Source organism: Aquimarina sp. I32.4, from assembly GCF_002924285.1.
In the GTDB taxonomy this organism is placed as follows: Bacteria; Bacteroidota; Bacteroidia; order Flavobacteriales; family Flavobacteriaceae; genus Aquimarina.
This window is the reverse complement of sequence record NZ_PGUB01000001.1, coordinates 44,118-70,742: the sequence shown is the minus strand read 5'-3', so window position 1 is coordinate 70,742 and position 26,625 is coordinate 44,118. Positions and strand designations below refer to the sequence as shown.

At 33.1% G+C, this 26,625-nt stretch carries 29 protein-coding genes; 28 read left to right on the top strand and 1 reads right to left on the bottom strand.

Features of this window, described 5'->3' with window-relative positions; translation table 11 throughout:
- Nucleotides 1–47 precede the first annotated feature (47 nt).
- Nucleotides 48–3,116: a two-component regulator propeller domain-containing protein gene (locus tag CVD18_RS00290; RefSeq protein WP_103863449.1), complete on the top strand. Its 3,069-nt coding sequence runs from the start codon at nucleotides 48–50 to the stop codon at nucleotides 3,114–3,116.
- Nucleotides 3,117–3,125: 9 nt separating this feature from the next.
- Nucleotides 3,126–3,875: a LytTR family DNA-binding domain-containing protein gene (locus CVD18_RS00285; protein ID WP_103863448.1), complete on the top strand. Its 750-nt coding sequence runs from the start codon at nucleotides 3,126–3,128 to the stop codon at nucleotides 3,873–3,875.
- 388 nt (nucleotides 3,876–4,263) lie between these two features.
- Here the strand turns inward: CVD18_RS00285 and CVD18_RS00280 are convergent, their stop codons facing one another.
- The gene (locus CVD18_RS00280) at nucleotides 4,264–5,508 is read right to left on the bottom strand and encodes an NAD(P)/FAD-dependent oxidoreductase (protein WP_103863447.1); all 1,245 of its coding nucleotides are present in this window, start codon (nucleotides 5,506–5,508) and stop codon (nucleotides 4,264–4,266) included.
- A gap of 111 nt (nucleotides 5,509–5,619) precedes the next feature.
- On the opposite strand from CVD18_RS00280, the gene hutH reads away from it, so the two are divergent.
- From hutH to CVD18_RS00150, 26 genes are all read left to right on the top strand, one after another.
- Nucleotides 5,620–7,155: a histidine ammonia-lyase gene (hutH, locus tag CVD18_RS00275; protein ID WP_103863446.1), complete on the top strand. Its 1,536-nt coding sequence runs from the start codon at nucleotides 5,620–5,622 to the stop codon at nucleotides 7,153–7,155.
- Nucleotides 7,155–8,285: a WG repeat-containing protein gene (locus CVD18_RS00270; RefSeq protein WP_103863445.1), complete on the top strand. Its 1,131-nt coding sequence runs from the start codon at nucleotides 7,155–7,157 to the stop codon at nucleotides 8,283–8,285. The genes hutH and CVD18_RS00270 overlap by 1 nt, the downstream gene beginning before the upstream one ends.
- A gap of 66 nt (nucleotides 8,286–8,351) precedes the next feature.
- Nucleotides 8,352–9,083, top strand: a complete 732-nt coding sequence (gene fabG / locus CVD18_RS00265) for a 3-oxoacyl-ACP reductase FabG (protein WP_103863444.1) — start codon at nucleotides 8,352–8,354, stop codon at nucleotides 9,081–9,083.
- A gap of 7 nt (nucleotides 9,084–9,090) precedes the next feature.
- Nucleotides 9,091–10,323, top strand: a complete 1,233-nt coding sequence (locus tag CVD18_RS00260) for a beta-ketoacyl synthase (protein ID WP_103863443.1) — start codon at nucleotides 9,091–9,093, stop codon at nucleotides 10,321–10,323.
- Nucleotides 10,316–10,564: a phosphopantetheine-binding protein gene (locus CVD18_RS00255; RefSeq protein ID WP_103863442.1), complete on the top strand. Its 249-nt coding sequence runs from the start codon at nucleotides 10,316–10,318 to the stop codon at nucleotides 10,562–10,564. The genes CVD18_RS00260 and CVD18_RS00255 overlap by 8 nt, the downstream gene beginning before the upstream one ends.
- Before the next feature lie 6 nt (nucleotides 10,565–10,570).
- A complete protein-coding gene (locus CVD18_RS00250) occupies nucleotides 10,571–11,455 on the top strand; it encodes a lipid A biosynthesis acyltransferase (RefSeq protein ID WP_103863441.1) in 885 nt (294 codons plus the stop codon).
- Nucleotides 11,456–12,388 (top strand): hypothetical protein, encoded by a 933-nt coding sequence (locus CVD18_RS00245; protein WP_103863440.1) that lies wholly within the window; start codon nucleotides 11,456–11,458, stop codon nucleotides 12,386–12,388.
- Nucleotides 12,385–13,518, top strand: a complete 1,134-nt coding sequence (locus tag CVD18_RS00240) for a beta-ketoacyl-ACP synthase III (RefSeq protein ID WP_103863439.1) — start codon at nucleotides 12,385–12,387, stop codon at nucleotides 13,516–13,518. Before CVD18_RS00245 ends, CVD18_RS00240 begins: the two co-directional genes overlap by 4 nt.
- A 1-nt stretch (nucleotide 13,519) precedes the next feature.
- Nucleotides 13,520–13,954, top strand: a complete 435-nt coding sequence (locus CVD18_RS00235) for a hypothetical protein (protein ID WP_103863438.1) — start codon at nucleotides 13,520–13,522, stop codon at nucleotides 13,952–13,954.
- Nucleotides 13,951–14,406, top strand: coding sequence for an ABC transporter permease (locus tag CVD18_RS00230; RefSeq protein ID WP_103863437.1), 456 nt, complete (start codon nucleotides 13,951–13,953; stop codon nucleotides 14,404–14,406). The genes CVD18_RS00235 and CVD18_RS00230 overlap by 4 nt, the downstream gene beginning before the upstream one ends.
- A 6-nt stretch (nucleotides 14,407–14,412) precedes the next feature.
- Nucleotides 14,413–14,820: a hypothetical protein gene (locus CVD18_RS00225; RefSeq protein ID WP_103863436.1), complete on the top strand. Its 408-nt coding sequence runs from the start codon at nucleotides 14,413–14,415 to the stop codon at nucleotides 14,818–14,820.
- A complete protein-coding gene (locus CVD18_RS00220) occupies nucleotides 14,810–15,805 on the top strand; it encodes a BtrH N-terminal domain-containing protein (protein WP_103863435.1) in 996 nt (331 codons plus the stop codon). Before CVD18_RS00225 ends, CVD18_RS00220 begins: the two co-directional genes overlap by 11 nt.
- A 7-nt stretch (nucleotides 15,806–15,812) precedes the next feature.
- A complete protein-coding gene (locus tag CVD18_RS00215; protein ID WP_103863434.1) occupies nucleotides 15,813–16,553 on the top strand; it encodes an ABC transporter ATP-binding protein in 741 nt (246 codons plus the stop codon).
- The gene (locus CVD18_RS00210; protein WP_103863433.1) at nucleotides 16,546–17,817 is read left to right on the top strand and encodes an ABC transporter permease; all 1,272 of its coding nucleotides are present in this window, start codon (nucleotides 16,546–16,548) and stop codon (nucleotides 17,815–17,817) included. Before CVD18_RS00215 ends, CVD18_RS00210 begins: the two co-directional genes overlap by 8 nt.
- Nucleotides 17,807–18,244, top strand: coding sequence for a thioesterase family protein (locus tag CVD18_RS00205; RefSeq protein WP_233194439.1), 438 nt, complete (start codon nucleotides 17,807–17,809; stop codon nucleotides 18,242–18,244). Before CVD18_RS00210 ends, CVD18_RS00205 begins: the two co-directional genes overlap by 11 nt.
- Nucleotides 18,245–19,390 (top strand): beta-ketoacyl synthase, encoded by a 1,146-nt coding sequence (locus CVD18_RS00200; RefSeq protein ID WP_103863431.1) that lies wholly within the window; start codon nucleotides 18,245–18,247, stop codon nucleotides 19,388–19,390.
- A 17-nt stretch (nucleotides 19,391–19,407) separates the two neighbouring features.
- On the top strand, nucleotides 19,408–20,472 hold the full coding sequence (locus CVD18_RS00195) for a methyltransferase (protein WP_103863430.1): 1,065 nt from the start codon (nucleotides 19,408–19,410) through the stop codon (nucleotides 20,470–20,472).
- A 3-nt stretch (nucleotides 20,473–20,475) separates the two neighbouring features.
- Nucleotides 20,476–21,123: a 3-oxoacyl-ACP synthase gene (locus tag CVD18_RS00190; protein ID WP_103863429.1), complete on the top strand. Its 648-nt coding sequence runs from the start codon at nucleotides 20,476–20,478 to the stop codon at nucleotides 21,121–21,123.
- Nucleotides 21,098–21,355 (top strand): phosphopantetheine-binding protein, encoded by a 258-nt coding sequence (locus CVD18_RS00185; RefSeq protein ID WP_103863428.1) that lies wholly within the window; start codon nucleotides 21,098–21,100, stop codon nucleotides 21,353–21,355. The genes CVD18_RS00190 and CVD18_RS00185 overlap by 26 nt, the downstream gene beginning before the upstream one ends.
- 16 nt (nucleotides 21,356–21,371) lie before the next feature.
- Nucleotides 21,372–22,574 (top strand): beta-ketoacyl-[acyl-carrier-protein] synthase family protein, encoded by a 1,203-nt coding sequence (locus tag CVD18_RS00180; RefSeq protein WP_103863427.1) that lies wholly within the window; start codon nucleotides 21,372–21,374, stop codon nucleotides 22,572–22,574.
- Between the two features lie 48 nt (nucleotides 22,575–22,622).
- On the top strand, nucleotides 22,623–23,687 hold the full coding sequence (locus CVD18_RS00175) for a beta-ketoacyl synthase N-terminal-like domain-containing protein (protein ID WP_103863426.1): 1,065 nt from the start codon (nucleotides 22,623–22,625) through the stop codon (nucleotides 23,685–23,687).
- Complete coding sequence (locus CVD18_RS00170; protein WP_103863425.1) at nucleotides 23,681–24,457, top strand: polysaccharide deacetylase family protein; 777 nt, start codon at nucleotides 23,681–23,683, stop codon at nucleotides 24,455–24,457. The genes CVD18_RS00175 and CVD18_RS00170 overlap by 7 nt, the downstream gene beginning before the upstream one ends.
- Nucleotides 24,450–25,067, top strand: coding sequence for an outer membrane lipoprotein carrier protein LolA (locus CVD18_RS00165; protein ID WP_103863424.1), 618 nt, complete (start codon nucleotides 24,450–24,452; stop codon nucleotides 25,065–25,067). The genes CVD18_RS00170 and CVD18_RS00165 overlap by 8 nt, the downstream gene beginning before the upstream one ends.
- Nucleotides 25,048–25,653, top strand: a complete 606-nt coding sequence (locus CVD18_RS00160; RefSeq protein ID WP_103863423.1) for a hypothetical protein — start codon at nucleotides 25,048–25,050, stop codon at nucleotides 25,651–25,653. Before CVD18_RS00165 ends, CVD18_RS00160 begins: the two co-directional genes overlap by 20 nt.
- A 44-nt stretch (nucleotides 25,654–25,697) precedes the next feature.
- Entirely contained in the window at nucleotides 25,698–26,063 is a 366-nt protein-coding gene (locus CVD18_RS00155; protein WP_103863422.1) for a 3-hydroxyacyl-ACP dehydratase, read from the top strand.
- Between the two features lie 56 nt (nucleotides 26,064–26,119).
- Nucleotides 26,120–26,620 (top strand): hypothetical protein, encoded by a 501-nt coding sequence (locus tag CVD18_RS00150; protein ID WP_103863421.1) that lies wholly within the window; start codon nucleotides 26,120–26,122, stop codon nucleotides 26,618–26,620.
- The last annotated feature ends 5 nt before the right edge of the window (nucleotides 26,621–26,625 follow it).

The window sequence follows — 26,625 nt, the reverse complement described above, 5'->3', positions numbered from 1 at the left end:
CATCTCAAATCAAAAGCCAGTTTAACTATATTTGTTACTAACCAGATATGCCTTTTGTGAACTCAATGCGCTTCATTACTTTTTTTCTTCTTATACTGATCTCCAATTGTATCAGTAGTATATCTGCTCAAAATAATCAGCTCAGAGCATACACCCTAGAAGATGGATTACCACAATCACAAGTATATGATATTATACAAGATCAAGTAGGCTACTTATGGCTAGGAACACAAGGAGGGGGGCTCTGTCGTTTTAATGGTAATGATTTTGAAATCTGGAATGAAAACGATGGGCTACAATCCAATTACATTCATTCTCTTGCCTTTGTAAATGACAGTCTTTTTATTGGCACAAAAAATGGGTTGAGCATCAAAACAAAAAACAAATTTACCAACCTAGAAAGCCCTAGAATTAATAAAATATGCAAAATTGCAAATAAAATCTATCTAGCAACGAATATCGGAATCTATGAATATCGTAAAAAACAAGGGTTAACAAAAATCAATCTCAACGCAAAAATCAATACCAGCATTATTAATGATATTGTTTTTGATGGGCGATTATACTGGTTGGCTACCAATAAAGGGCTATGGAAACTTAATAACCTACAGCAAAAAGCAAGTATTCTAGAGCGACATAGTGCGTATGAATATACCGCAGCTATATTTCATAGAAATAAAATTTATGCTTCTGCCTTCAACAGAGGAATCTTAGTTCTTAATACAAATGCAAAAACATATGGAAACCAATGGATTCGAAAACCAGTACGAGTAACCAATATCTCCCTGCATAATGATAATGAGTTATGGTTTGCTACTGATAATGATGGAGTCACTATTATAGATGCTATAGAGCATACTGTAAAGAAAAAAATCAATCGTAAAAATGGTCTGGCCGTATCACATACAAGAAAAAGTATTCTAGATAGACAATCAAATATCTGGATTGCCACTTCTGGAGGTGGATTTTATAAATACTTCCAAAACAACTTCATGCATTATGACCAAAACACAGGACTAAAAAGCAATCGAGTATATGCTGTGCATGCTACAAAAAGTGGAATATGGGCATCTAATTCTGAGGTTGGCCTAGTACATATCGATTCTTTTGGTGTTCATCATATTCCACAAGAAGAACGTTTGTCTGATGTAAAAATTAAAACACTTACCAGTGATCGTCGCGGTAACATCTGGGCAGGTACAGAAGGCAAAGGAATCTTATATAAAGAAGTTCATAAAATCGATAGCATCATTAGCGATACTATTAGTAATAAAAAACTAAGAGCAACTACTATTATAAGAACAGATACCATTACAAAAATGGTATTCAAAAACCACATTATTGATACTGATAAAGGGTTATTATCAGATTGGATAAGAACCATACAAGTAGTAGGACGAACAATCTGGGTAGCATCTTATTCTACTGGGATTGCAAAATTTACTTTTGACCCCAAAAAGGGGCGTATTATCTCCTCTAAAAAATTTACTCAAAAAAGCGGAATAAAAGATTTACAAATTAGAGATATGAAACAAGATTCTCTTGGTAGAATCTGGTATGCGACTCAAAATGGACATCTGGGATATATACATAGAAATAGAGTTACCCATCTAGGTAATGTTTTGAATCAAACTACCGCCATAAGCACCTTGTTATTTCATAAAAACAAACTCTATATAGGTACTGCGGGAAGAGGAATATGGTGGTCTGATTTGGGGAAAAATATATCTTTCAAAAAATTAAAAGGTAGAAAAAGACCCTACTCTGATAATATCTACCAAATGATATTTGATGAAAAAAATAATCTCTGGGCAGGTAGCGAACGAGGAGTGGACAGAATAGAGCTCAATCAATCCAATGATATTGTAGATATTTTTCACTTTGGGAGAAATGATGGTTTTTTAGGAATCGAAACCTGTCTTAATGCAGTGACAAAAGACAATCAAGGAAACTTATGGTTTGGGGCTATATACGGCCTTACCAAATACCAGCCTACAGAAACTACCAAAACAACTATCAAACCCAGTATTCATTTTGAAGATGTTGAAGTAGCCTATCGCAGTGTAGATTCTATCCAATTAAATACTTGGGTAAATAGCGATCACATACTAAAACTAAGCCCTTACCAAACAGAATTATCGTTTAGCTATAAAACAATTGATCTAGATCACCCTAATGATGTAGAATATCGGTGGAAACTAAATACCTCTGAATGGAGCCCATGGTCTTCTGATAACAAACAAAATCTTGCTGGGTTAGCTTATGGGGAACACTCTTTTACAGCGCAATCCAGAAACTATCGATGGGAAGAAAGTGACCCTATCTCCTTTCGTTTTTTTATTGACAGCCCTATTTATGAGAAACCTTGGTTTCAACTCACTGTACTAGGAGGGATTGTACTCGTATTAGGAGGATACGGATTCTCTTATATTAGACGTGTAAAACGAAAAAACAAAATAGAGCGTGAACGTTTACAAATGCAAAACCACTTGCTTTCACTAGAACAAAAAGCATTGCGATTGCAAATGAATCCTCACTTTATCTTTAATGCACTTAATGGGATAAAAGCAATGGGAACCAGTAACCCTATTCGCATGAACACTACCATTAATACATTTGCCACATTGCTTAGAGAGACACTATACAACTCTAGAAAAGATCACATTACCTTAGGGCAAGAAATACAAACCATAAAACACTATATAGAAATAGAGCAATTAATGTCTAATAAACCGTTTACCTATGATATCGTGATCGATTCTGATTTTGACCCCGAAGAAATCCTGATTCCACCAATGCTCATTCAACCTTTTATAGAAAATGCAATCAGACATGGTATCCTAAAAGGCAATCGAAAAGGTAAATTAAAAGTACAATTTCATACTACCGAAGATTTTTTACATTGTACTATATTAGACAACGGACAAGGTATTTTTCAGTCTCAAAAAAATAAAGCCAAAACAGATCATCAATCTATGGCACTTACAGTAACTCGAGAACGATTGGAATCAATCTCAGGAAAAGATTCATTACATATAAAAGAAATTATTAAAGATGGTAATTGTGTAGCAGGAACCGAAATTATGTTTAAGATACCATTACAAACAGATTATTAAAAACACACTATGCTTACAGCTATTATTGTAGAAGATATGCCCGATGCGCTTCAGCTTTTAAAAAGTGATCTAAAAGCGAATCACTCCGAAATAAAAGTAATTGACACCGCACAAAGTGTGGTAGAAGCCGCAAAATCATTACGCAACACAGAACCCGATATCTTATTTTTGGATATTATGCTTGGTGATGGTACTGGTTTTGATATTCTTGAAATATTTCCTGAACTAAAATCTAAAATCATTTTTGTTACAGCCAGTGATGAGTTTGCTATAAGAGCCTTTAAATTTGCAGCAATTGATTATGTATTAAAGCCATATTCTAATGAAGAATTAGGGCAAGCAATTGCACGAGCAAAAGAACAAATACAACCCAACAAAGAACGCCTTGACATCCTCAAAGAAACATTGTCTGCTCCAGAACAAAAACCAGATAAAATATCATTACACACACTAGACAAGATCATTATTGTAAGCCTTGATGATATTATTCGTTGTGAATCTGACAGTAATAATACCATTTTTTATTTGATGGATGGGCAAAAAATATTTGTAACCAAAACATTAAAATACTTTGCTGATATGCTCAAAAATTATCAGTTTTTGCGTGTACACCAGAGTCATTTGGTAAACCTACAATGTATTAGTGCTTTTATAAAAACTGATGGTGGATATCTCATGCTGAAAAATGGAGAAAATATACCTGTATCAGTGCGTAAAAAAATAGAGGTGATGGAAATTCTGGATCGTTTGCATCGATAAACTCGATATGATACTTTTTGCAAATTAAAATTACTGGTGTAAAAAATCAGAAATACTGTTATTATAAGCATTCCGAAAATGAATTTTGCTTTCAAACATTTCAAAATTTATTAAAGAACCCGTCTTGACCTTTTGTTTTTAACCAAAAATGAGAAAAATTTGACCAGATGAGACTCTTTTTGAAATTCATAGCAGAGCTACGGCTGTACTTTACTTTGAAATACTAAGCAAAAAGGCACATTTCTATTGGGTAAATTTAAGTTGGAAAATGGTATAAAATCAAAAGAGATAGCATCTTTTATAGATACCTTCCATCATATTTCTAATAGACTAGTAAAATTAGTATTACTATAAAAATGTTACAGACAACTCTACAAAAAAGAAATAATTATATTTTTTCTTGTTCACTTTCCATATCAATAAGATGTGCAAATGCTCTTATTGCTCTATCATGTTTAGTTACAAAAGGGTTGGTCGTATCCCATACATACCCTGCAAGAACTGCGCATATTTGTCTTTTTACTTCTGGATTTTCTGGTCGGTGAAAAAATAATTTCTGTAGATTTCCTGTATACCATTCTTTCACATAGGATGCAAAAACGTTTACGCCACCTTTGATATATTCTGTATATTCTTGTTCCCAATCTACATTTTTACCTTGTAATTCTTTGGTCACCAGCTTTGCTGCCAATAGCGAAGATTCTGTAGCAAAGGTAACTCCAGAAGAAAACACAGGGTCCAAAAACTCTGCACTATTACCTGTAAGTACATATCCTTTTCCGTATAGTTGCTTTACAGATTTTGAATAATTTTTAATAAACACAGGTTCAAAAAGAAAATCAACATCCTTAAAACGGTCATAAAAATAATCAGATCGTTGTAGCATTTGCTGTAACTTTTCTGTTGCATCCCCTTCAAACGAATCCAAATACTCTGTAGGCCCCACATAACCAATACTCGTAACTCCATTAGAAAAAGGAATTACCCACAACCAAGTTTCTGTATCGATTACATCAAAAGTGATCAAAGTTCCCTCTGTTCCTTCAGGTCTTCTTATATCTTCTACATGCGTGAAAATCGAAGAATGCTTGGGTAATTCTGATGGTTTTTCTAAATCCAGCAATCTTGGCAATACTCTACCATAACCACTGGAATCAATAACATATTTTGCAGTAACAATACTCTCATTACCTTCTTTATCACGCATCGTTGTTTTTGAAATAGCGCCTTCAAAACCTATTGCGATCACTTCTTTTTCAAAAGCGATATCAACTCCTTTTCTAATCAGTTCATTGGTCAAAGCCATATCAAAATCAGCTCTCGGCACCTGCCATGTCCAATCCCATCCTTGTGTATGTTTTTTACTAAAATCAAAATTACATACCTTTTTACCTTTTAAAAATCGTGCTCCTGATTTGACTTCGAACTGTTCTGTTTTCAAACATTCCAACAATCCTACCTCCTCAAAATGATCCATACATCGTGGCAAAAGGCTCTCTCCTATCACAAATCTGGGAAAAAGATTTTTTTCTACTACCTTTACTTTAAAACCCTGAGTATGCAAATAAGAAGCTGCCACACAGCCCGAAGGCCCTGCCCCTATTACTAAAACATCAATATTTTCATCATTCATAATGCTACTAGACTCATTAATTCCTTAATTATTATAAATTTGCAAACCAAAATAACTGTTTTATTTTTGGTTATTAAAACAATATTCACAAAATTTCGAGCAAAATCATAGATGCAAACACTTAACGGGAAAATAGGAATACAGGATTTTTACAATATCATATTCAAAAAAGAATCGATTGCCATAGACAAAAGTGTTTTAGCAATTGTAGAAAAAAGTTTTAACTTTTTAAAAGAGTTTTCTGAAAACAAAATCATTTATGGAGTAAATACTGGGTTTGGTCCCATGGCTCAATACAAAATAAATGATGAGGAAAGAAATCAACTACAATACAATTTGATCAGAAGCCACGCATCTGGAACAGGAAATCCTATTCCTCCTATGTATGTAAAAGCAGCTATGGTTGCTCGTCTAAACACATTGTGCCTTGGTAACTCTGGAGTTCATAAATCTGTAGTCGATGTAATGACTCTAATGATCAATAAAGATATTATCCCACTCATTTATGAGCATGGAGGTGTTGGAGCTAGCGGGGATTTAGTACAGTTAGCACATCTAGCCTTAACTTTGATTGGAGAAGGAGAAGTATTCTACCAAGGAGAAAGAAAAACAACAAAAGAAGTTTTTGAAAAAGAAAACATAACTCCTATTACAGTTGCACTTCGAGAAGGGCTTGCCATTATGAATGGTACTTCTGTAATGACAGGAATAGGACTAGTAAACACTGTCTACACAAGAAGATTACTCAACTGGATGGTTTCTGCCTCATGTGCAATTAATGAAATTGTAAAAGCTTATGATGACCATTTATCTTATGAGCTAAATCATGCAAAAAAACATATTGGTCAACAGCAAATTGCTAAACAGATGCGTACGCATCTAGAAAACAGCTCTCTGATAAGAAAGAGAGAAGAATATTTATACACAGACCAAACCGAGGTAACTATTTTTAAAGAGAAAGTACAAGAGTATTACTCACTACGTTGCGTTCCTCAAATCCTTGGCCCTGTACTTGACACATTAAATAATGTAGAAAAAATTCTTGTAGAAGAGGTTAATTCTGCCAATGACAACCCAATTATAGATGTAGAGAAAAAACATGTATATCATGGAGGGAATTTTCATGGAGACTATGTCTCCCTAGAAATGGATAAGTTAAAAATTGTGGTTGCAAAAATGACAATGCTGGCAGAACGTCAATTGAATTATTTATTGAACTCTAAACTAAATAATATATTACCCCCTTTTGTAAATCTTGCCAAACTAGGGTTAAACTTTGGAATGCAAGGTGTACAATTTACAGCTACATCTACAACTGCAGAAAACCAAATGCTATCAAACCCTATGTATGTTCATAGTATCCCCAATAACAATGATAATCAAGACATTGTAAGCATGGGAACAAATGCTGCCTTGATCACAAAGAAGGTGATCGAAAATGCTTTTGAAGTTATTGCTATTGAACTCATTACAATCGTACAAGCTATCGAATACCTAGAGGTAAAAGATGATGTTTCTTCTGAAACAAAGAAAATGTATGATGCTATACGAAATATAGTTCCTATCTTTACAGAAGATGTCGTTATGTACCCTTATGTAAATAAGGTGAAAGATTTTATTATAAATAATGAAACCAAAGAAGCGTAATGTATACCAAATACTTCTTAATTCTTATACTTTTTACCTACTCACTAGAAGTGTCTTCTCAAAAGTTGGCACTTGCTAATACTGATGGTAAATTTGGCTATATCACAACAACAGGAGATTGGCAAATACCTGCTACATTCAAAAATGCAAAAAATTTCTCTCAAGACCTCGCAGCAGCAGCAGCAAATGATAAACTTTGGGGATTTATAAATAGAAAAGGGGAATGGGCTATAAAACCGCAATATGACAAAGTCAAAGCATTTGATTCTGGAGTAGCTGTAGTACTCAAAAACAAAGAATGGTTCTACATTAATACTAAAGGAGAAAAAACATTGACCACTATCAACACAGATAAAGTCTATGATTTCAAAAATGGATATGCAATTATTAGAAATGAAGACAAGGTTGGTTTTATCAATACAAAAGGAGAGGTTGTGATCGCTCCAAAATTTTCAAAAGCATTTAATTTTGTAAATGGATATGCCAAGGTAAAAGAAAATGAAAAATGGGGGCTGATAGATGTTTCTGGAAACTATTTTGTCAAAACTATTTTTAATAAAATAAGTAATGTCTATAATAATCATATCATAGCATGCAAAGATGAATCATATGGGTTAATCATCAATGGAGAATTCAAAGAAGTCGTAGGGGCTCAAAAAATATGGGATTTCTCTATTAATAAAGACATTACCTATGCAAAAAAAGATGATAAAATTGGATACATCAATGCTAGTGGTGATTGGGTAATCCAACCAGATTTTGACAAAGTTCGCCCATTTAAAAATGGTCTTGCTCCTGTAAATAAAGATGGGAAATGGGGATATATAGACACCACAGGAAAAACAATAATACCATTCACCTTTAAAGACGCTGAAGTTTTTAGCACTGATGGTTTAGCTCCTGTTAAACTCAAAAAACTTTGGGGCTTTATAGATACCAAAGGAGCCCTCGTTATCAAAGACACTTATGAAATAACTGCTGGCGGTTTTTCCATTTTCAAAAAAAATGCACAAAAAGGTTTTGTAAATGGCTTGGCAAGAGTAAAACAGAAAAAATCTTGGTGCTTCCTAAATACCAAAGGAGAAATTCTCAAAAATATGTGGTTTGAAAACTTAGAGCTATTTAGATAGCATTATTACTTAGTTCCCAAAAACCAAAAAAAACTCCTTATCAAACAGAAAACAACATCATACTAAATGAAATGTGCTTTAATCACCGGTGGTTCCAGAGGAATTGGAAAAGCAATTTGTATACAACTTGCAAAAGATACCGACTATCATATATTAATAAATTATAACAGCAATAAAACTGCTGCCGAAGAAACATTGGCGCTAGTAGAAGCTACTGGTCAAACTGCTGAAATCATTCAATTTAATGTAGCAGATGCAGAACAGGTAAAAACAAAACTAGATACTTGGCAAGAAAACAACAAAGATGCTATTATAGAGGTCATTGTGAATAACGCAGGGATTACCAAAGATGGTCTATTTATGTGGATGCCTCAAAAAGATTGGCAAAACGTAATAAATACCTCTCTTGATGGATTTTATAACGTGACAAACCATTTAATTCAGAAATTACTAAAAAACAGGTACGGGCGAATTATCAATATTGCCTCTGTATCTGGTGTCAAAGGAACAGCAGGGCAAACTAATTACTCTGCGGCAAAAGGGGCAATAGTAGGTGCTACAAAGGCATTGGCGCAAGAGATTGCCAAAAGAAAAATTACTGTAAATGCAGTTGCTCCAGGATTCATCAAAACAGATATGACCAATGAGCTAGACGAGAAAGAGCTCAAAAAATTAATTCCTGCCAATAGATTTGGTGAGGCAGAAGAAGTAGCACATGTTGTTTCTTTTTTAGCTTCTAAAAATGCTTCGTATATTACAGGGGAAGTAATCAATATAAACGGAGGAATTTATTCGTAACTTACATATGAAAAGAGTTGTAATCACAGGAATGGGGATATATTCTTGTATAGGTAAAAATCTTGAAGAAGTAAAAACATCACTATATAACGGAACATCAGGAATCGCCTTTGATGAAACCAGAAAAGAATTTGGATACCGTTCTTGTCTTACAGGAATGGTAGCAGAGCCCAATCTAAAAAAAGCACTCTCAAGAAGACAACGCATTAGCTTGGGACAGGAAGGTACGTATGCATATATTGCTACAGTTGAAGCATTACAAAACGCCAAAATTGATCAATCTTTTCTAGATCAAAACGAAGTCGGTATACTTTATGGTAATGATAGTACAGCAAAATCAGTGATCGAATCTGCTGATAAAATAAGAGAAAAAAAAGACACTACTTTGGTAGGTTCAGGAGCTATTTTTAAAGGAATGAATTCCTCTGTAACTATGAATCTATCTACCATATTCAAACTGAAAGGAATAAATTTCACAATTAGCGCCGCTTGCGCCAGTGGGTCTCATGCTATTGGCATGGCATATCAGCTCATAAAAAGCGGATTGCAAGATTGCATCATTTGTGGTGGGGCTCAAGAAATAAATAAGCTTGCCATGGGAAGTTTTGACGGACTAGGAGTATTCTCGACTAATACAGAAAACCCAGAAAAGGCTTCACGCCCTTTTGACACTAACCGTGATGGATTAGTACCTAGCGGTGGAGCAGCAACCCTTATTGTAGAAAGCTATGAATCTGCTATCAAAAGAGGAGCTCCAATTTTAGGAGAAATTATAGGGTATGGATTTTCTTCTAATGGGGATCATATTTCTACTCCTAATGTTGATGGACCATCTATTGCCATGAAAAAAGCAATACAACAAGCGGATATCGAAATATCAACTATAGATTATGTTAATGCTCATGCAACCTCAACTCCTGTAGGAGATGCAAATGAAGCAAAAGCAATCTTTAATGTATTTGGAGAAAACGGCCCTTATGTGAGCTCTACAAAATCAATGACAGGGCATGAATGCTGGATGGCAGGAGCAAGTGAAGTTATTTATTCTATGCTCATGATGCAACATTCATTTATCGCTCCAAATATAAATTTAGAACATCCTGACGAGGATGCAATCAAACTAAATTTAGTGAATAAAACCCTAGATAAAAAAATTGATGTATTTTTGTCTAATTCATTTGGGTTTGGGGGCACAAATTCCGCATTAATAATAAAAAACATAAAAGTAAAAGATGAATAAAGAAGTTATTATTGAAAAAATAAACGACTTTCTTATTGATGAGTTTGAAGTAGAAGCAGAAGAAATATCTCCTGAAGCAAACTTAAAAGAAACCCTCGAATTGGACAGTCTGGATTTTGTTGATCTAGTTGTTGCTGTAGAATCTAATTTTGGTGTAAAGCTAGTAGGCGAAGACTTTGTAGATGTTGTCTCCCTTCAGAATTTTTATGACTTAATAGAAAACAAAATAAAAATGCTATAAAAACACATGGATACTGAATGGAAAGGAAAATCCAGAGGTAGTGTACTAGGGTATAAAATTTTTGTTTTTTTAATAAAAAAAGTAGGACTAAGCGCTGCTTATCTTATTTTATATTTTGTCGCAATATATTTTTGTGTTTTCTCTATATCAAGTAGCAAAAGCATCTATTATTACTTACACAAAAGGCTTGGCCATAACAAATACAAGAGTATTGTAAAAATATTTCGAAGCTACTATGTTTTTGGTCAAACCATTATTGACAAAGTAGCTATATCCTCTGGCCTTAGAAACAAATTCACCTATACATTTGATGGTGTTGAACTTATAAATGAAGCGCTACGGCAAAAAAAAGGAGGCATCCTTATCAGTGCTCATCTCGGTAATTTTGAAATCGCTGAACATTTTTTTGGAGAACTAGAAGAAAATGCCTCGATAAGTATTCTTACCACCAATACAGAGCACACCGCTATCAAGGATTACCTAGAAAGTGTAATGCAAAAATCTGCTATTAATTATATATTCATAAATGAAGATCTTTCTCACATTTTTGAGATTAATGCTGCATTAGCTAGAAATGAAATTGTATGTATCACAGGAGATCGCTATCTTGAAGCGTCAAAATATTTAACACAAGATTTATTAGGGCAAGAGGCTAGGTTTCCTTCTGGTCCTTTTCTTTTGGCCTCTAGATTAAAAGTCCCTATTCTCTTTGTTTATGTGATGAAAGAAACCAACACACATTACCATTTATATGCTAGAAAAGCTAAAGCAAAACAAAGAGATGCAAAAGGGTTATTAAAAGAGTATACAGAAAGCGTACAATGGATGTTAGAAAAATATCCATTGCAATGGTTTAATTATTTTGATTTCTGGAATGTAAAAAACAAATAAATGAAGCATGTATTAGTCATTCACTATTCCCAATCTGGTCAATTATCAGAAATCGTTAACAATATTGTTACCCCTTTAGCTTTATCAGAAGAAATAAATATTACGCATCATAGAATAGAAATGGAAACTCCTTACCCCTTTCCTTGGAATAAGAAAAAGTTTTTTGATGTTTTTCCTGAGTCGTTTCTTCAAATACCTGACAAAATAAAACCTATTCCTTCTGAGATATTAAATCAAAAATATGATTTAATCATACTTGGTCATCAAGTATGGTATTTATCACCATCCATCCCTATCAATTCTTTTTTGAAATCAAAAGATGCCAAAAAGTTATTAAACGACACACCTGTAATTACAGTTATTGGCTGTAGAAATATGTGGATTCAGGCACAAGAAAAAGTAAAAACACTATTAAACTTATGCAATGCAAAATTAGTTGGCAACATAGCTTTGGTAGATAGACATATTAATCACATCAGTGTTTTAACCATAACGCACTGGATGTTTACTGGAAAAAAAAGTAGGTTTTTAGGCTTCTTCCCAAAACCTGGAGTTTCTGACAAGGATATCAAGAACGCAGCCAATTTTACCCCTCTTATACAAAAAGCTTTACTCACTAACAATTTCACAGGTTTACAAAAAGAATTAATACAATTAGGAGCTATAAAAATCAAACCGTTCCTTGTTCTTGCAGATAAAAGAGCCAATATATTGTTTTCTAAATGGGCAAACCTTATTTACACCAAAGGAGAAACTAGTGCTACAAAACGTAAGAAGCTACTTATTTTATTTAATTATTATCTGTTATTTGCAATTTGGATAATAGCTCCTATCGTTTTTATTGTATTTTTGGCTACTTATTTTTTGATGTACAAAAAAATAATACGAGAGAAGAAATATTATTCATCTGTCGACACAAAACACAATCAATGAAAGACGTTTACATCACACGAATATCAAAATATTTACCTAACGAACCCGTCAGTAATGATCAAATGGAGGAGCGATTAGGTATTCTTAATGGAACAGTATCAAAAGCCAGACGTGTTGTTTTGCGCAATAATCAAATAAAAACTCGATATTATGCACTTGACGCTGATGGTAAAATAACACACAATAATGCAGAACTTACCAAAGAAGCAATAGCGCTTTTATGCGACTCTGATTTTACAAGTAATGATATCCAAATACTCTCTTGTGGCACAGGAAGTCCTGATCAGATACTACCATCGCACACTGCTATGGTTCATGGGTATTTAAAAAACGGAAATCTTGAAATTAATTCTCCATCAGGAGCTTGTTGTTCTGGAATGAATGCTTTAAAATATGGGTATATGGCAATCAAATCTGAGCAAAACACAAATGCTGTATGTACTGGTTCTGAGCGTGCTTCTTCATGGATGAAATCTGATGTTTTTGAAAACGAAATTGAACACCTTAAACAATTAGAAGAGACCCCAATTTTGGCATTCAACAAAGATTTTCTTCGTTGGATGTTATCAGATGGTGCTGGAGCATTTCTTCTAGAAAACCAACCCAATGGTAATTGCCCATTAAAAATAGAATGGATGCAAGGATACTCGTATGCTTATGAAATAGAAGCTTGTATGTATGCAGGAGGAGATAAACAAGAAAACGGAGCGTTAAAACCATGGAGCGAATACCCTTCTGAAGAATGGGCACAAAGATCATTATTTGCCATAAAACAAGACGTTAAACTACTCTCAGAAAATATTCTTACAAAGGGTGTTGATAGCCTCAAGAAAGTGCTTGACAAAAACAATCTCAAGCCTCAGGATATTACCTATTACCTTCCGCATATCTCATCTTATTATTTTAAAGAGACTCTATATCAAGAAATGAAAAATCAAGGTATAGAAATTCCTCTAGAAAATTGGTTTATGAATTTGAGCAAAGTAGGAAATATTGGATCAGCATCTATTTATATTATGCTAGAAGAACTAGCTACCTCAGGAAAATTAAAAAAAGGAGATACTATTTTATTATCTGTACCTGAAAGTTCTAGATTTTCTTATACCTATGCATATCTAACTGTTTGTTAAAATGAAAGAACAGAGTTTACCTATTATAAATGTTTCGCATTTAATTCCTCAGAAAAAACCTTTTGAGATGGTTAGCGCCCTGCTAACATTTTCTGAGACAAGCATTATCTCATCTTTTACAATCACTAGTCAAAATATTTTTGTAACAAAACATCAATTCACAGAACCAGGACTTATAGAAAATATGGCGCAAACAGTTGCCTTACATACTGGTTATGATTACTTCCTAAAAGGCGAACCTGCCCCTGTTGGCTATATAGGCTCTATAAAAAAAGTGACCATCTCGTTTCTTCCAAGAGTAGAAGAAACCATCACCACAAAAGCAGAAATATTACATGAATTTATGGGGGTTACATTGGTCAAAGTAGACATATACAACTCCAACAAAGAAGTAATTGCTTCTGGACAAATGAAAACAGTTATTGCCAATCAATGAATAAATTTGAAGACCTAGATATCAGTAAGTTTTTACCACATCGGGCTCCATTCTTGATGGTAGATAAGGTATTATCAATAGATGACACACATGTATCAACCTCATTCTACATACAACCTGATTGTATCTTTATAAAAAATCAAGTTTTTAACGAAATTGGTTTGGTAGAAAATGCAGCACAAACCTGCTCTTCTATTGTTGGTAAAAGCTATTTTGACGATGATGATCTTGAGGGACAAGGCACAAAACTTATCGGTTTTATAAGCGCCATAAAAAAAGTCTGTATTACAGATCATCCCTCTATAGGAAAAACCATTGTTTCTACTGCTATATTAAAATCTAGATTTGACACTGAGCAATACAGCATATGTACTTTAAATTGCGAAATCCATGAAGAAGGCAAAGAATTATTATCTTGTGAGATGAATTTATTTATTCAGGAAGTAAAATAAGTTGTTATGAAAAAAAGTGATGTTCCTCAAGACAATAGTAGTTTAAAATCAGGTGATTTTAAAGAGCTATGCTATGCCGTTAATGATGATGGAGAATATACTACTACAAATAGCAGTGGTTGGGAACCTAAAACTATTGCATTAGATAATGCTATACAAGAAATAAACGAGCGTGTCGAGATTGCAAAAAATAAGGTAATTAACAACGAAACAAGCCCAGTAGAATATTATATGGAGCTTCATAAAATGGATATTTCTATTTTATCCAGCTACACTAGCATTTGGAAATGGCGAATCAAAAGACATTTTAAGCCAAAGGTATTTCAGAAACTATCAACAAGAACATTACAGAAATATGCTGATGTTTTTGAAATCAACATAAATCAATTAAAAAACATCAACCATGGAGATTAATTTTACACACCACCAATCAGCACATTGCGAAAATGGTGTTGTATCCAATCTTATGAAACACAATGGTTTTGATGTAAGTGAGCCAATGGCTTTTGGTATTGGGTCTGGCCTGTTATTTTGCTACATTCCGTTCTTAAAAGTAAACCATGCCCCTGCCCTTACCTACAGAGCTATGCCAGGTCTTATTTTTAAAAGATTTGCCAAAAGAGTAGGTATAAAAATAAAAAGGGAAAAATTTAAAAATCCAGAAACTGCCAAAATACGTCTAGACGAAAACCTTACTAAAAATAATCCAGTAGGGTTACAAGTAGGAGTATACAACCTCGTTTATTTTCCTGATGAATATCGTTTTCATTTTAATGCGCACAACTTAGTTGTGTACGGTAAAAAAGATGACACCTATCTGATAAGTGACCCTGTAATGGAGACTGTAACAACTTTGACAGAAAAAGAACTCGAAAAAATTCGTTTTGCTAAAGGAGCTTTTGCACCCAAAGGGCATATGTACTACCCAATAGATTTTCCTAAAGAATTAGATATAAAGAAGGCTATCGTAAAAGGTATTAAACATACCTGTAGAGATATGTTGGCTCCTGTGCCAATCGTAGGCATAAAAGGAATTCGTATGGTTGCCAAACTTATTCGTAAGTGGCCAAAAAAGAAAGGTGTAAAAGTTGCCAATCATTATTTAGGGCAAATTGTTCGTATGCAGGAAGAAATAGGAACTGGCGGAGGAGGATTTAGATACATATATGCTGCATTTTTGCAAGAAGCAGGAAAACTTTTAGAGAATGACAATCTAGCTTTATTGTCTACAGAAATGACAGAAATAGGAGACTCTTGGAGAGATTTTGCCCTAGATGCTTCTCGCATATACAAAAACAGAAGTGCAAAAGATGATGCCTATAATAATATAGCTTCTCAACTAGATGAACTTGCAAATAGAGAAGAAGCTTTCTTCAAAAAATTAAAGAAAGCCATTTAAGATACATATGATCAAAATCGAACAGCTATCAAAAAAGTACAAAAGTGCAGACACCTATTCTGTAGCTGATTTGGATTTACACATTGCCGAAAAGGAGATTTTTGGGCTACTGGGGCCAAATGGTGCTGGAAAAACTACACTAATCTCATTACTCTGTTCTTTGGTAAAACCTACATCAGGATCATTTACCATAGATAATCTCACGTATAAAAACTCTAATAAACTAAAACAACGCATCGGGATTGTTCCTCAAGAATATGCATTATACCCTTCTTTGACAGCATATGAAAACCTTGCCTATTTTGGGAGCATGTATGGACTAAAAGGTAATGCCCTAAAACAGAAAATAAATAATGCTATCGATATATTAGGACTCTCAAGGTTTGCTCACAAAAAAGTAAGTACCTTTTCTGGCGGAATGAAACGTCGTATAAACCTAATTGCAAGTATACTACATGATCCAAAAGTTTTATTTCTAGATGAACCCACTGTTGGAGTCGATGTACAGTCAAAAAATGTAATCATTAAATACTTACAAGCTTTGAATAAAGCTGGCACCACTATAGTGTATACCTCACACCATCTTAACGAAGCTGAAAAATTCTGTACTACTGTTGCAATCATAGATCACGGTAAAATAATTACTCAAGGGCAACCACAAGAATTAGTTTCTAATCAGGAAAATGCAAATAATCTTGAAGATGTATTTTTGGCATTAACAGGAAAAGCCCTTAGAGATCATGCATAAATTATGGGCATCTACATACAAAGAGTTTTTATTACTCACTAGAGATATAGGGGGAATTGCTATTTTATTTGTTATGCCGATAGTACTGATTATAACTATCACCATAATACAAGATAGCTCTTTCAAAACTATCGGAAATAATAAAATCCCAATACTTCTTGTTGATAATGATAACGGTTCTGTATCAAAAACGATATATGATGGATTAAAATCTTCTAATAGTTTTACAATTATTAAAAAACAACAAGAGCATAAAGCTAAAGACCTCGTGTTTAAAGGCGAATACCAATTAGCTATTATTATTCCTAAAGAACTCTCTACAGATTTGAAGAAAAAAGTAGATCAAAATGTAGAAGGTATTTTAGAAAAATTTGGAGTTGAAGAAGAGACTGAAGAAATAAGCCCCAAAGAAACGATCCCTCATAAAGAAGTGAAGTTATATTTTGATCCCGCTACACAAATAACTTTTAAGAACTCTGTGAAAAATGGTATTGATAAAATGATTTCTAAGATAGAAACTCAATCTATCTATAAAGCTTTTCAAGAACAAATATCAGATGATGAGAGTGAGGTTCTTTTCAAAACTGACAACTTTATTACTTTTAAAGAGATAATGCCTAGGCAAGGTAATAAAGAAATAATGCCAAATTCTGTACAGCACAATGTACCTGCATGGACTTTATTTGCTATCTTTTTTATCATTGTACCTTTATCTATAAATATAGTCAAAGAAAAAAACCAAGGAACCTTTGTAAGATTAAGAACGAACCCTGTTTCATACGCTACTGTTTTAGGAGGAAAAACAGCGGTATATCTTGCCGTATGTATGATTCAATTTATCATAATGCTACTTATAGGAGTTTATATATTCCCTAAACTAGGGCTCCCTGAGCTAGAAATTTCTGGTAGATTATTTAACCTGTTTATTGTTGCTTTTTTTGCTGGCTTGGCCGCAATCGGGCTAGGTTTATTACTTGGTACTATTGCAAAAACTCAAGAACAATCTGCTCCTTTTGGAGCCACCTTTGTAGTTATTCTTGCTGCCTTAGGAGGCGTCTGGGTGCCTGTTTTTGCAATGCCAAAATTCATGCAAATTGTATCCAATATTTCACCAATGAATTGGGGATTAAATGCCTTCTACGATGTATTTTTACGAAATGCTAGTATTATCGAAATTGTTCCCGAAATAATATTACTTTTATTATTTTTTATAATAACTGTTTTAATTTCTATTGTTTATAATGAAAAGAAACATGCGGTCTAAAAATAGTAAAGAAATAAGCTTTACAACACAAATCAGAGTACGTTTTGTAGAAACAGATCCTCTTGGGATTGTCTGGCATGGCAATTATATTCAATATTTTGAAGATGGTAGAGAAGCTTTTGGAAGACATCATGGCGTTTCTTACTTAGATCAAAAAGAGTTTGGCTATGCAACACCTATTGTAAAATCAAGCACAGAACATAAATTACCATTACGATACGGTGATATTGCTACTATAAAGACAGTCTACGTAGATAGTCCTGCAGCTAAAATGATTTTTAGATATGAGATCTATAACCAAGATGAGAAGTTAGTCTGCACAGGAGAAACCATACAGGTATTTGTTTCTGATATTGGCAATGGTGAACTATCATTAACAATTCCTCAATTTTTTCTAGAATGGAAACAAAAAGAAGGTCTTATATAAATGAGTAAAGTCTATCTATCATATAATAATATAACATCACCTCTTGGTTTTGACAGTGAAACTGTAGTAGAGAATATTCACAATCAAAACTCAGGATTACGACTTATAAACGATAAAAATATTTTACCCGTTCCATTTTATTCGGCAATAATACCTTCAAAAGATGTATCAAATGACTTTGAACGGCTAAACATCTCTGGAGATTTTACTCGTTTAGAAAAAATGATGATTTCTTCACTGAGCAAAGTAATAAAAACCTCTAATCGACCTTTGACAGGTCGTACTGGTTTAATTATTTCTACCACCAAAGGAAATATAGATGTTCTTGACAAGAATAGCACATTCCCAAAGGAACGAGCCAATCTTGGTGCTTTAGGAAAAGTGATTAGAGATACATTAGGATTCAAAAATGAAGCTATTGTTGTTTCTAATGCCTGCGTGTCTGGAATTTTATCTGTTGCAATAGCAAAACGCTATATCAACCAAGGCATTTATGACGATGTCTTTATTGTAAGTGGAGATATGGTAACAAAATTTATACTCACGGGGTTTAATTCGTTTCAAGCACTGAGTAATACCTTATGCAAACCATATGACAAGGATAGAACTGGAGTAAATATTGGTGAAGCTATTGCCAGTGTTTTGGTTACCAATAATAAAAATGAATTACCAAACGAAGCTGTTGTCATTTTAGGAGAAGGAGCATCCAACGATGCCAATCATATTTCTGGCCCCTCCCGTACTGGGGAAGGACTGTGTAGAAGTATCGAATCAGCATGCAAAGAGGCAAAGGTAACCTCTAGTGATATCGATTATATATCTGCACATGGCACAGCAACATTATTTAACGATGAGACAGAAGCTATTGCTTTTAACAAATTAAATCTAGGTGATGTTCCTTTAAACAGTCTCAAAGGATATTTTGGACACACATTAGGAGCTTCTGGATTAGTAGAAACAATAGTTGGTATGCACTCATTACACAACAATACGCTATACACCTCATTAGGTTATGATAAACACGGAACATCAAAACCCTTAAGCATAATAACAAAAACAACCACAAAGCCATTAGATATATTTATAAAAACTGCCTCTGGATTTGGAGGCTGTAATACAGCGGCGATATTCAAAAAAATTAAATAACTTATTATTCCAACACTATGCCCGTACAAACCATTAAAGCGATAGATGCAATTCAAGAAGCTCAAAAAATAGCCTTCGCTCCTTTTGTTTTTCAAGCCACAATCTCATTGAGAAAACTAGGGATTTTAGATCTTATTTTTGAAAAAAGAAAAAAAGGAGGAATCACACTAGAAAATATTGCTAAAGAATTATCAATTAGTGAATACGGGATTAGTGTATTATTAGAAATTGCAGAAAGCTCAAATATTGTAAGTAAAAATGAAGGTAACGCATATGAAATAACCAATATTGGTTATTTCTTAAATTACAATAAAACAGTTGATGTAAATATTAACTTTACCAATGATGTGTGCTACAAAGGGCTACACCACCTTAATGATGCTATAAAAAATGAAAAGCCTGAAGGATTAAAGGAATTAGGTAACTGGAATACAATATATGAAGGACTCTCTCAATTAGACCCTGAAATTCAAAAATCCTGGTTTGAGTTTGATCATCATTACTCTGATGATATTTTTCAGGAAGCATTAGAAATTGTATTTAGAAAAAACCCAAAATCAATATTTGATATTGGTGCAAACACAGGAAAATTTGCTGTCAGCTCTTGTAACTATAATGAAGATGTTACTATAACAATGATTGATTTACCTGGTCAACTAAAAAAAGCTCTCACTTCTGCAAAAAACAATGGATTTGAGCATCGTATCAAAGGACATCCTATAGACTGGTTATCAGATAACCCAAAAATTCCTACTGGAGCAGACACCATATGGATGTGTCAGTTTCTTGATTGTTTTTCTAAAGAAGAAATTCTAAAAATATTAAAAGTTTGTGTAGCATCTATGGATGACACAACCGAACTTCTTATCATGGAAACCTATACTGACAGACAAAAATTTGATAATGCTAAATTTATTCTGGAAGCTACATCTTTATATTTTACAGTTCTTGCCAACGGAAATAGTAAAATGTATAAGTCTACAGAATTAATCGAATTAGTAAATCAAGCAGGACTAGTTCTCAAAGAAGACCTAGCTGTAGGTGAGTATCATACTATACTTGTTTGCAAAAAAAGTAATTAGTTTATGAAATCAGAGTTTCGTATAAAATCATTTTGTCATATAAAAAACAATACCATTTCTTTTAATGGTTCTGTTATATATGAAAATCAAGAAAGTCTTGATTTTTTAGATTTTGCCAAAACAGCGTATAGAAACTTTGACATAAAGTATCCCAAGTTTTTTAAAATGGATGGGTTGAGCAAACTAGCCTTATTAGCTTCAGATGTGATACTCAAAAATGAACATCTGGATCCTGAAAAAGAAAACAATATTGCTATTGTATTCTCTAATAAATCCTCAAGTTTAGATACCGATAGAAAACATCAGGATTCTATTGAGGATACAGACAACTACTACCCTAGTCCTGCTGTATTTGTATATACTTTACCTAATATTTGTATTGGTGAGATAAGTATAAAATATAAACTTCATTCTGAAAATAGTTTTTTTATCTTTGACAGCTTTAATGCCGAGCATTTATCAAACTATTCAAATAGTTTATTATCAACAGGCAAAGCCGATGAGGTACTTTGTGGATGGGTAGAGTTTGATGGCACTACTTATGATGCATTTATGTATCTGGTATCAAAAGAAGGAATAACAAAACATACAAAACAAGACATAATAAAATTATATACTATACAACATGGAGGTTTTAAAACAAGAACTTAAGGAAAATATTATCGAGCAATTAAACCTTGAAGATATTACTGTTGAAGATATTGCTGACAACGACATCCTTTTTGGTGATGGTTTGGGTTTGGACTCAATCGATGCATTAGAACTAATCGTAATGCTAGATAAGAATTATGGAATCAAATTGACCGATCCCAAAGAAGGTCGTGAAATTTTTGGATCTATAGAAATAATGGCTAAATATATTACCGAGCATAGAACAAAATAAATTCTAAAATACTTGAATGAGTAAAGGAGTAGCAATAACTGGAATGGGAATAGTATCTGCTATTGGAAACAATGTTGCAGAAAACTATCAATCACTTATAAATAGTGACAAAGGAATTTCCAAAATTTCTAAAATTGACACTATCCATAAAAATGATATTATGGTTGGTGAGATTGCTTCTACCAATTCAGAATTAGAACAACAACTAGGTCTTTCTGCAGACAACAACTATTCTAGGACAGCATTATTAGGGGCTATTGCCGCCAAACAGGCAGCACAAAATGCTAAGATATTAAATATCAATACTTATAAGACTGGATTAATCTCTTCAACAAGTGTTGGTGGAATGGATATGACAGAGACCTATTATTATGATTATCTTGAAAACAAGAGTTCTCAAAAATATATTGATGGTCATCATGCTGGAGATTCTAGTCAAAAAATAGCAGAGCAACTGGGGATCAAACAAAATCTAGTTACAACCATTAGTACCGCGTGCTCTTCTGCTGCAAATGCTATAATGTTTGGAGCCAGATTGATAAAATCAGGAAAATTAGATCGAGTAATTGTAGGAGGGGCTGATTGCCTTTCTAAATTTACTATTAATGGATTCAAAACCTTAATGATCCTCTCTGATACCTATAACACTCCTTTTGATGAAAATCGAAAAGGACTTAACCTAGGAGAAGCGGCTGCTTTTTTGGTATTGGAATCAGATAAAGTTATCGCGGCAGAAAAAAAAGAGGTTTTAGCATATGTAAAAGGGTATGGCAATGCGAATGATGCGTATCATCAAACAGCTTCTTCAGAAAACGGAGATGGTGCTACACTAGCAATGCAAAAAGCACTAAAAGTTGCTAACTATACTGCAAAAGATATCGATTATATCAATGCTCATGGTACAGCGACTGGCAATAATGATTTATCAGAAGGACGCGCTATTTTACGTGTTTTTGAAGATAACGTACCTGATTTTAGTTCTACAAAAGCATATACTGGACATACATTGGCAGCGGCTGGAGCAATCGAAGCTGTATATGCAGTCCTTGCTCTACAAAACAATATAATATACCCTAATCTGAATTTTAAAACTCAGATGAAAGAGTTTGATATCACCCCTCAATTAGAACTTAAAGAAAAAGAACTACAAACAGTTTTGTCTAATTCATTAGGTTTTGGAGGTAATTGTTCTACGCTGATTTTTTCTAAAGAACAATAATAGTATTGTAGATAAAGAATTAAATATATTATTTAATCACAAAGAAACATGAGTGCAGTCTATATAAGCGGTCTCGGATCGATTTCTTGTCAAAAAACATTTGATAACAATGAGTTTTTAGACGAAATCATTACCTATACAGATACTGTAATAACCGCTGTAAACCCTAACTACAAAGAATATATTAAACCTGCCGCTGCACGTAGAATGGCAAAGGGTATTAAAATGGGCGTTGTAGCTTCTAGAATTGCTCTAAATGATGCAAACAAAGAACAGATTGATGCGATCATTACAGGCACAGGAATGGGATGTGTAAGAGATTCAGAGAAATTTGTAAGTACTATTATAGATAATAACGAGCAGTATCTTACTCCTACCTCATTTATACAATCTACTCACAATACAGTTGGCGGGCAAATCGCTCTAGAGCTTCAGTGCAAAGGGTATAACTTTACTTATGTACATGCCAGTGTATCTTTTGAATCAGCATTACTAGATGCCTCATTACAACTAGAAAATGATGAAGCCAATACAATCCTGATAGGAGGAGTTGACGAACTGGGGGATCATACGGTTGCCATTCATAAAATCGTAAATCATATCAAACCAGAAAAGATAGATTCTACTGCATTATTAAACGCTACAACTGAAGGTGCTGTATTTGGAGAAGGTGCCAACTTTTTTGTAGTCTCAAATAAAAAACAAGCTTCGAATTATGCCGAAGTTTTGTCTGTAACTACATACAATACAGTTTCTAAAAACAAAATAGAAGAACTTGCTCAAGAGTTTTTACAAGATAACGACATAAGTATTGGCGATATAGATGCTATTGTATTGGGCAATAATGGTGATGTAAAACACGACTCGTTTTATCATGAGCTTAGCTCAGGTATATTTCAAAACACACAACAAATATACTATAAGCATTTGTGCGGTGAGTTTAACACTGCTTCTTCTTTTGGAGTATGGTTAGCATCTAAAATACTAAAAACACAACATTTGCCAGATGTAGTCAAGATCAATAATAAGTCAATAACAAACTATACAACCATTCTATTATATAATCAGTACAGAGGAGAAAATCATAGCTTCACTTTACTACGTAAATGCTAAGTTATAACAAGGTAAATATTGCAACATTAATCACCTTTTTGGTTTTACTAATAGCCAACTATTGGCTAGACACATCTATATGGTTTTATTTCTTATTAGCTTTTATATGGTTTAGCGTTACTGCATTAGGGTCTGCATTTATACAATGGAACTATCACTTTGCATCTCTTAATTCTAATAAAAGTATTACCAAAAAACAGGTAGCTATTACCTTTGATGATGGGCCACATCCTGAATTCACCCCACAGGTATTAAACTTATTAAAAAAGTATAATGCAAAAGCTACTTTCTTTTGTATCGGACAACATATTAACACCTACCCTGAAATTGTACAAGATTGTATAAAGCAAGGGCATACTATAGGTAATCATACCTACTCTCATGCAAATACTTTTGGTTTTTTTGAAACAAAAAAAGTAATTTCAGAATTAAAAAAAACCAATGCTATTGTAAAAGAAAAGATTGGAGTCATTCTGCAATTATACAGACCTGCTTTTGGGGTTACTAATCCAAGAATAAAAAAAGCATTACAAGTTACAGGTTTACAATCTATAGGATGGAATGTACGATCTTTGGATACCACCTCTAGAAATGTAAATACGATATTAAAACGAATAACAACTGGTTTGTCTCCAGGTGATGTTATCTTATTACATGATACAAGCGCTAAAACAATTCTTGTTTTGGAACAGTTATTGTTATTTTTACAGCAACAAAACCTCGAATCTGTCACTATAGATTCTCTATTTAAGATAAAAGCATATGCCTAAATTTATTTTTTTATTCCTTTTTATTACTACTACACTAGCTGCTCAAACAAAAATGAGTACTATAGAGGCTAATGCTCTAAAAGAAAAAGTAAAAACTTATGCTTCTACTATAAACACTATTTCTAGTGATTTTACACAGTACAAGCATTTAGATTTTTTGGCCAATGATATTGTTACTTCAGGAAAAATGGCTTTCAAAACCCCAAATATGGTAAAATGGGAATATAGTAAGCCTTTTAAATATTCGGTAGTATTCAAAAATCAATCACTGTATATTAATGACAATGGCAATAAGAATACTATAGACATTGGGTCGAGTGAGCAATTCAAGCAATTGAATAAATTGATCATCAACAGTGTAAAAGGAGATATGTTTGACACCAATGAGTTTAGTATCGATTACTATAAAAAAGACAAAAATAGCGAAGTGCATTTTAGTCCTAGAGACGAGAAATTCAAAACATTCATCAAAGTGTTTCATATTACGTTTAATCCTAAAGGAGATGTGATTGAGGTAAAAATGATTGAACCATCTGATGATTACACTACTATCGTATTCAATAACAGAACAATAAACACACCTTTGGCAGATGAGATATTTGCTAATTAGTTTTTGTTTTCTTTGTGTAGGATGTGCTTCTTATCCAAAAAAAAATAAGTTTGAGAAAAAAGAAACTTCTGATACTTTCTTAAGAAATACATATTTCTCTGATAAGGCACAAGATTATGTATACAAAGCATCTATTAATATTTACAAAAGACATTTTGGAGGTATCTTGATTATAAAAAAAATAAATGATGCAAATCATCGTGTTGTCTTTACGACAGAAATGGGTAATAAAATTTTTGACTTTTCATTTATTGATAATGATTTTACTGTAAATCATATTCTTGAAGACTTCAACAAAAAGATATTGATTTCTATTTTGAAAAAAGATTTCAGAACGTTGATCAAAGAAAATATGAAACTTACAAACACGTATTCTTATCATGAGCATCTTGTTTTTGAGACAGAAATAGACAAAAAAAAACATTATTATTACCAGACAGATAATAAAATAAGTAAAATCGCTAGGGTTTCAAACGGAAAAGAAAAGGTAGTTTTTACTTTTTCAGAAATTAATGATACTATTGCAAATCTGATTACAATTGAACATAAAGGAATAAAGTTTAAAATTAGTTTAAAATCAATTTAATAAAGCGCAAATACAATTGTCCCTAAGACACAATCTCAACAAATATGCTACTAAAAGATTTTTATAAAACCAATACACTAGAAACTGTTGATAATATCTCTACTGCCACTATCACAATCAATAAAAACCATGAGATTTTCAAAGGTCATTTTCCTGGAAATCCTGTGACTCCAGGTGTATGCATGATGCAAATCATAAAAGAAATAACTCAAGGTATTGTTGGCAAAGAGCTTTTTATGGAGTCATCTAGTAATATAAAATTTATGGCTATTATAAACCCTGAGAAAACCCCTGATTTGGTGTTGACACTTGATATTACAGAGGAAGATTTGCACTACAAAGTAAAAAATATCACCAAATTTGAAGATACAGTAGCTTTAAAACTTACTACAAAATTCAAGGTAAAATAGTTTTATTATATCAAAACTGATTGATTTTATCTCTATTTACTTAAAAAATCATATAAATGAAATTCTTACTCATACTCGTTTCTCTATTACAATTCACAACACTTTCTATAGATGTGAATATGATTAGAAAAGCATATAAGGTTGCTGCTCATGATAAAACAAAAATAGCTGAGTTAAATAAATTACTTCTTTCGGTAACAAAACAAGACAACACGACATTAATAGCATATAAAGGAGCAGGAATAGCATTGCAAGCCAGACATAAAAAAACGATTAAAGAAAAAAAACGTCTGTTTATTGAGGGGATCTCATATCTAGAATATGCAATACAAAAGAACCCTAATGCTATTGAACCTCGCTTTATACGAATAGGAATACAGGAGAATACTCCTAAACTTCTAAAATATAAATCTAATATAGAAGAGGATAAATCATTTCTTCTAGAACATTACAAAACGATAACACCAAAAGTTTTAAAAAAACAAATAGGAGAATACATTTTACAGTCCAAATCTTTTAGTGATAAAGAAAAAGCAGTAATTTTAGTTCCTGAATAAACCGA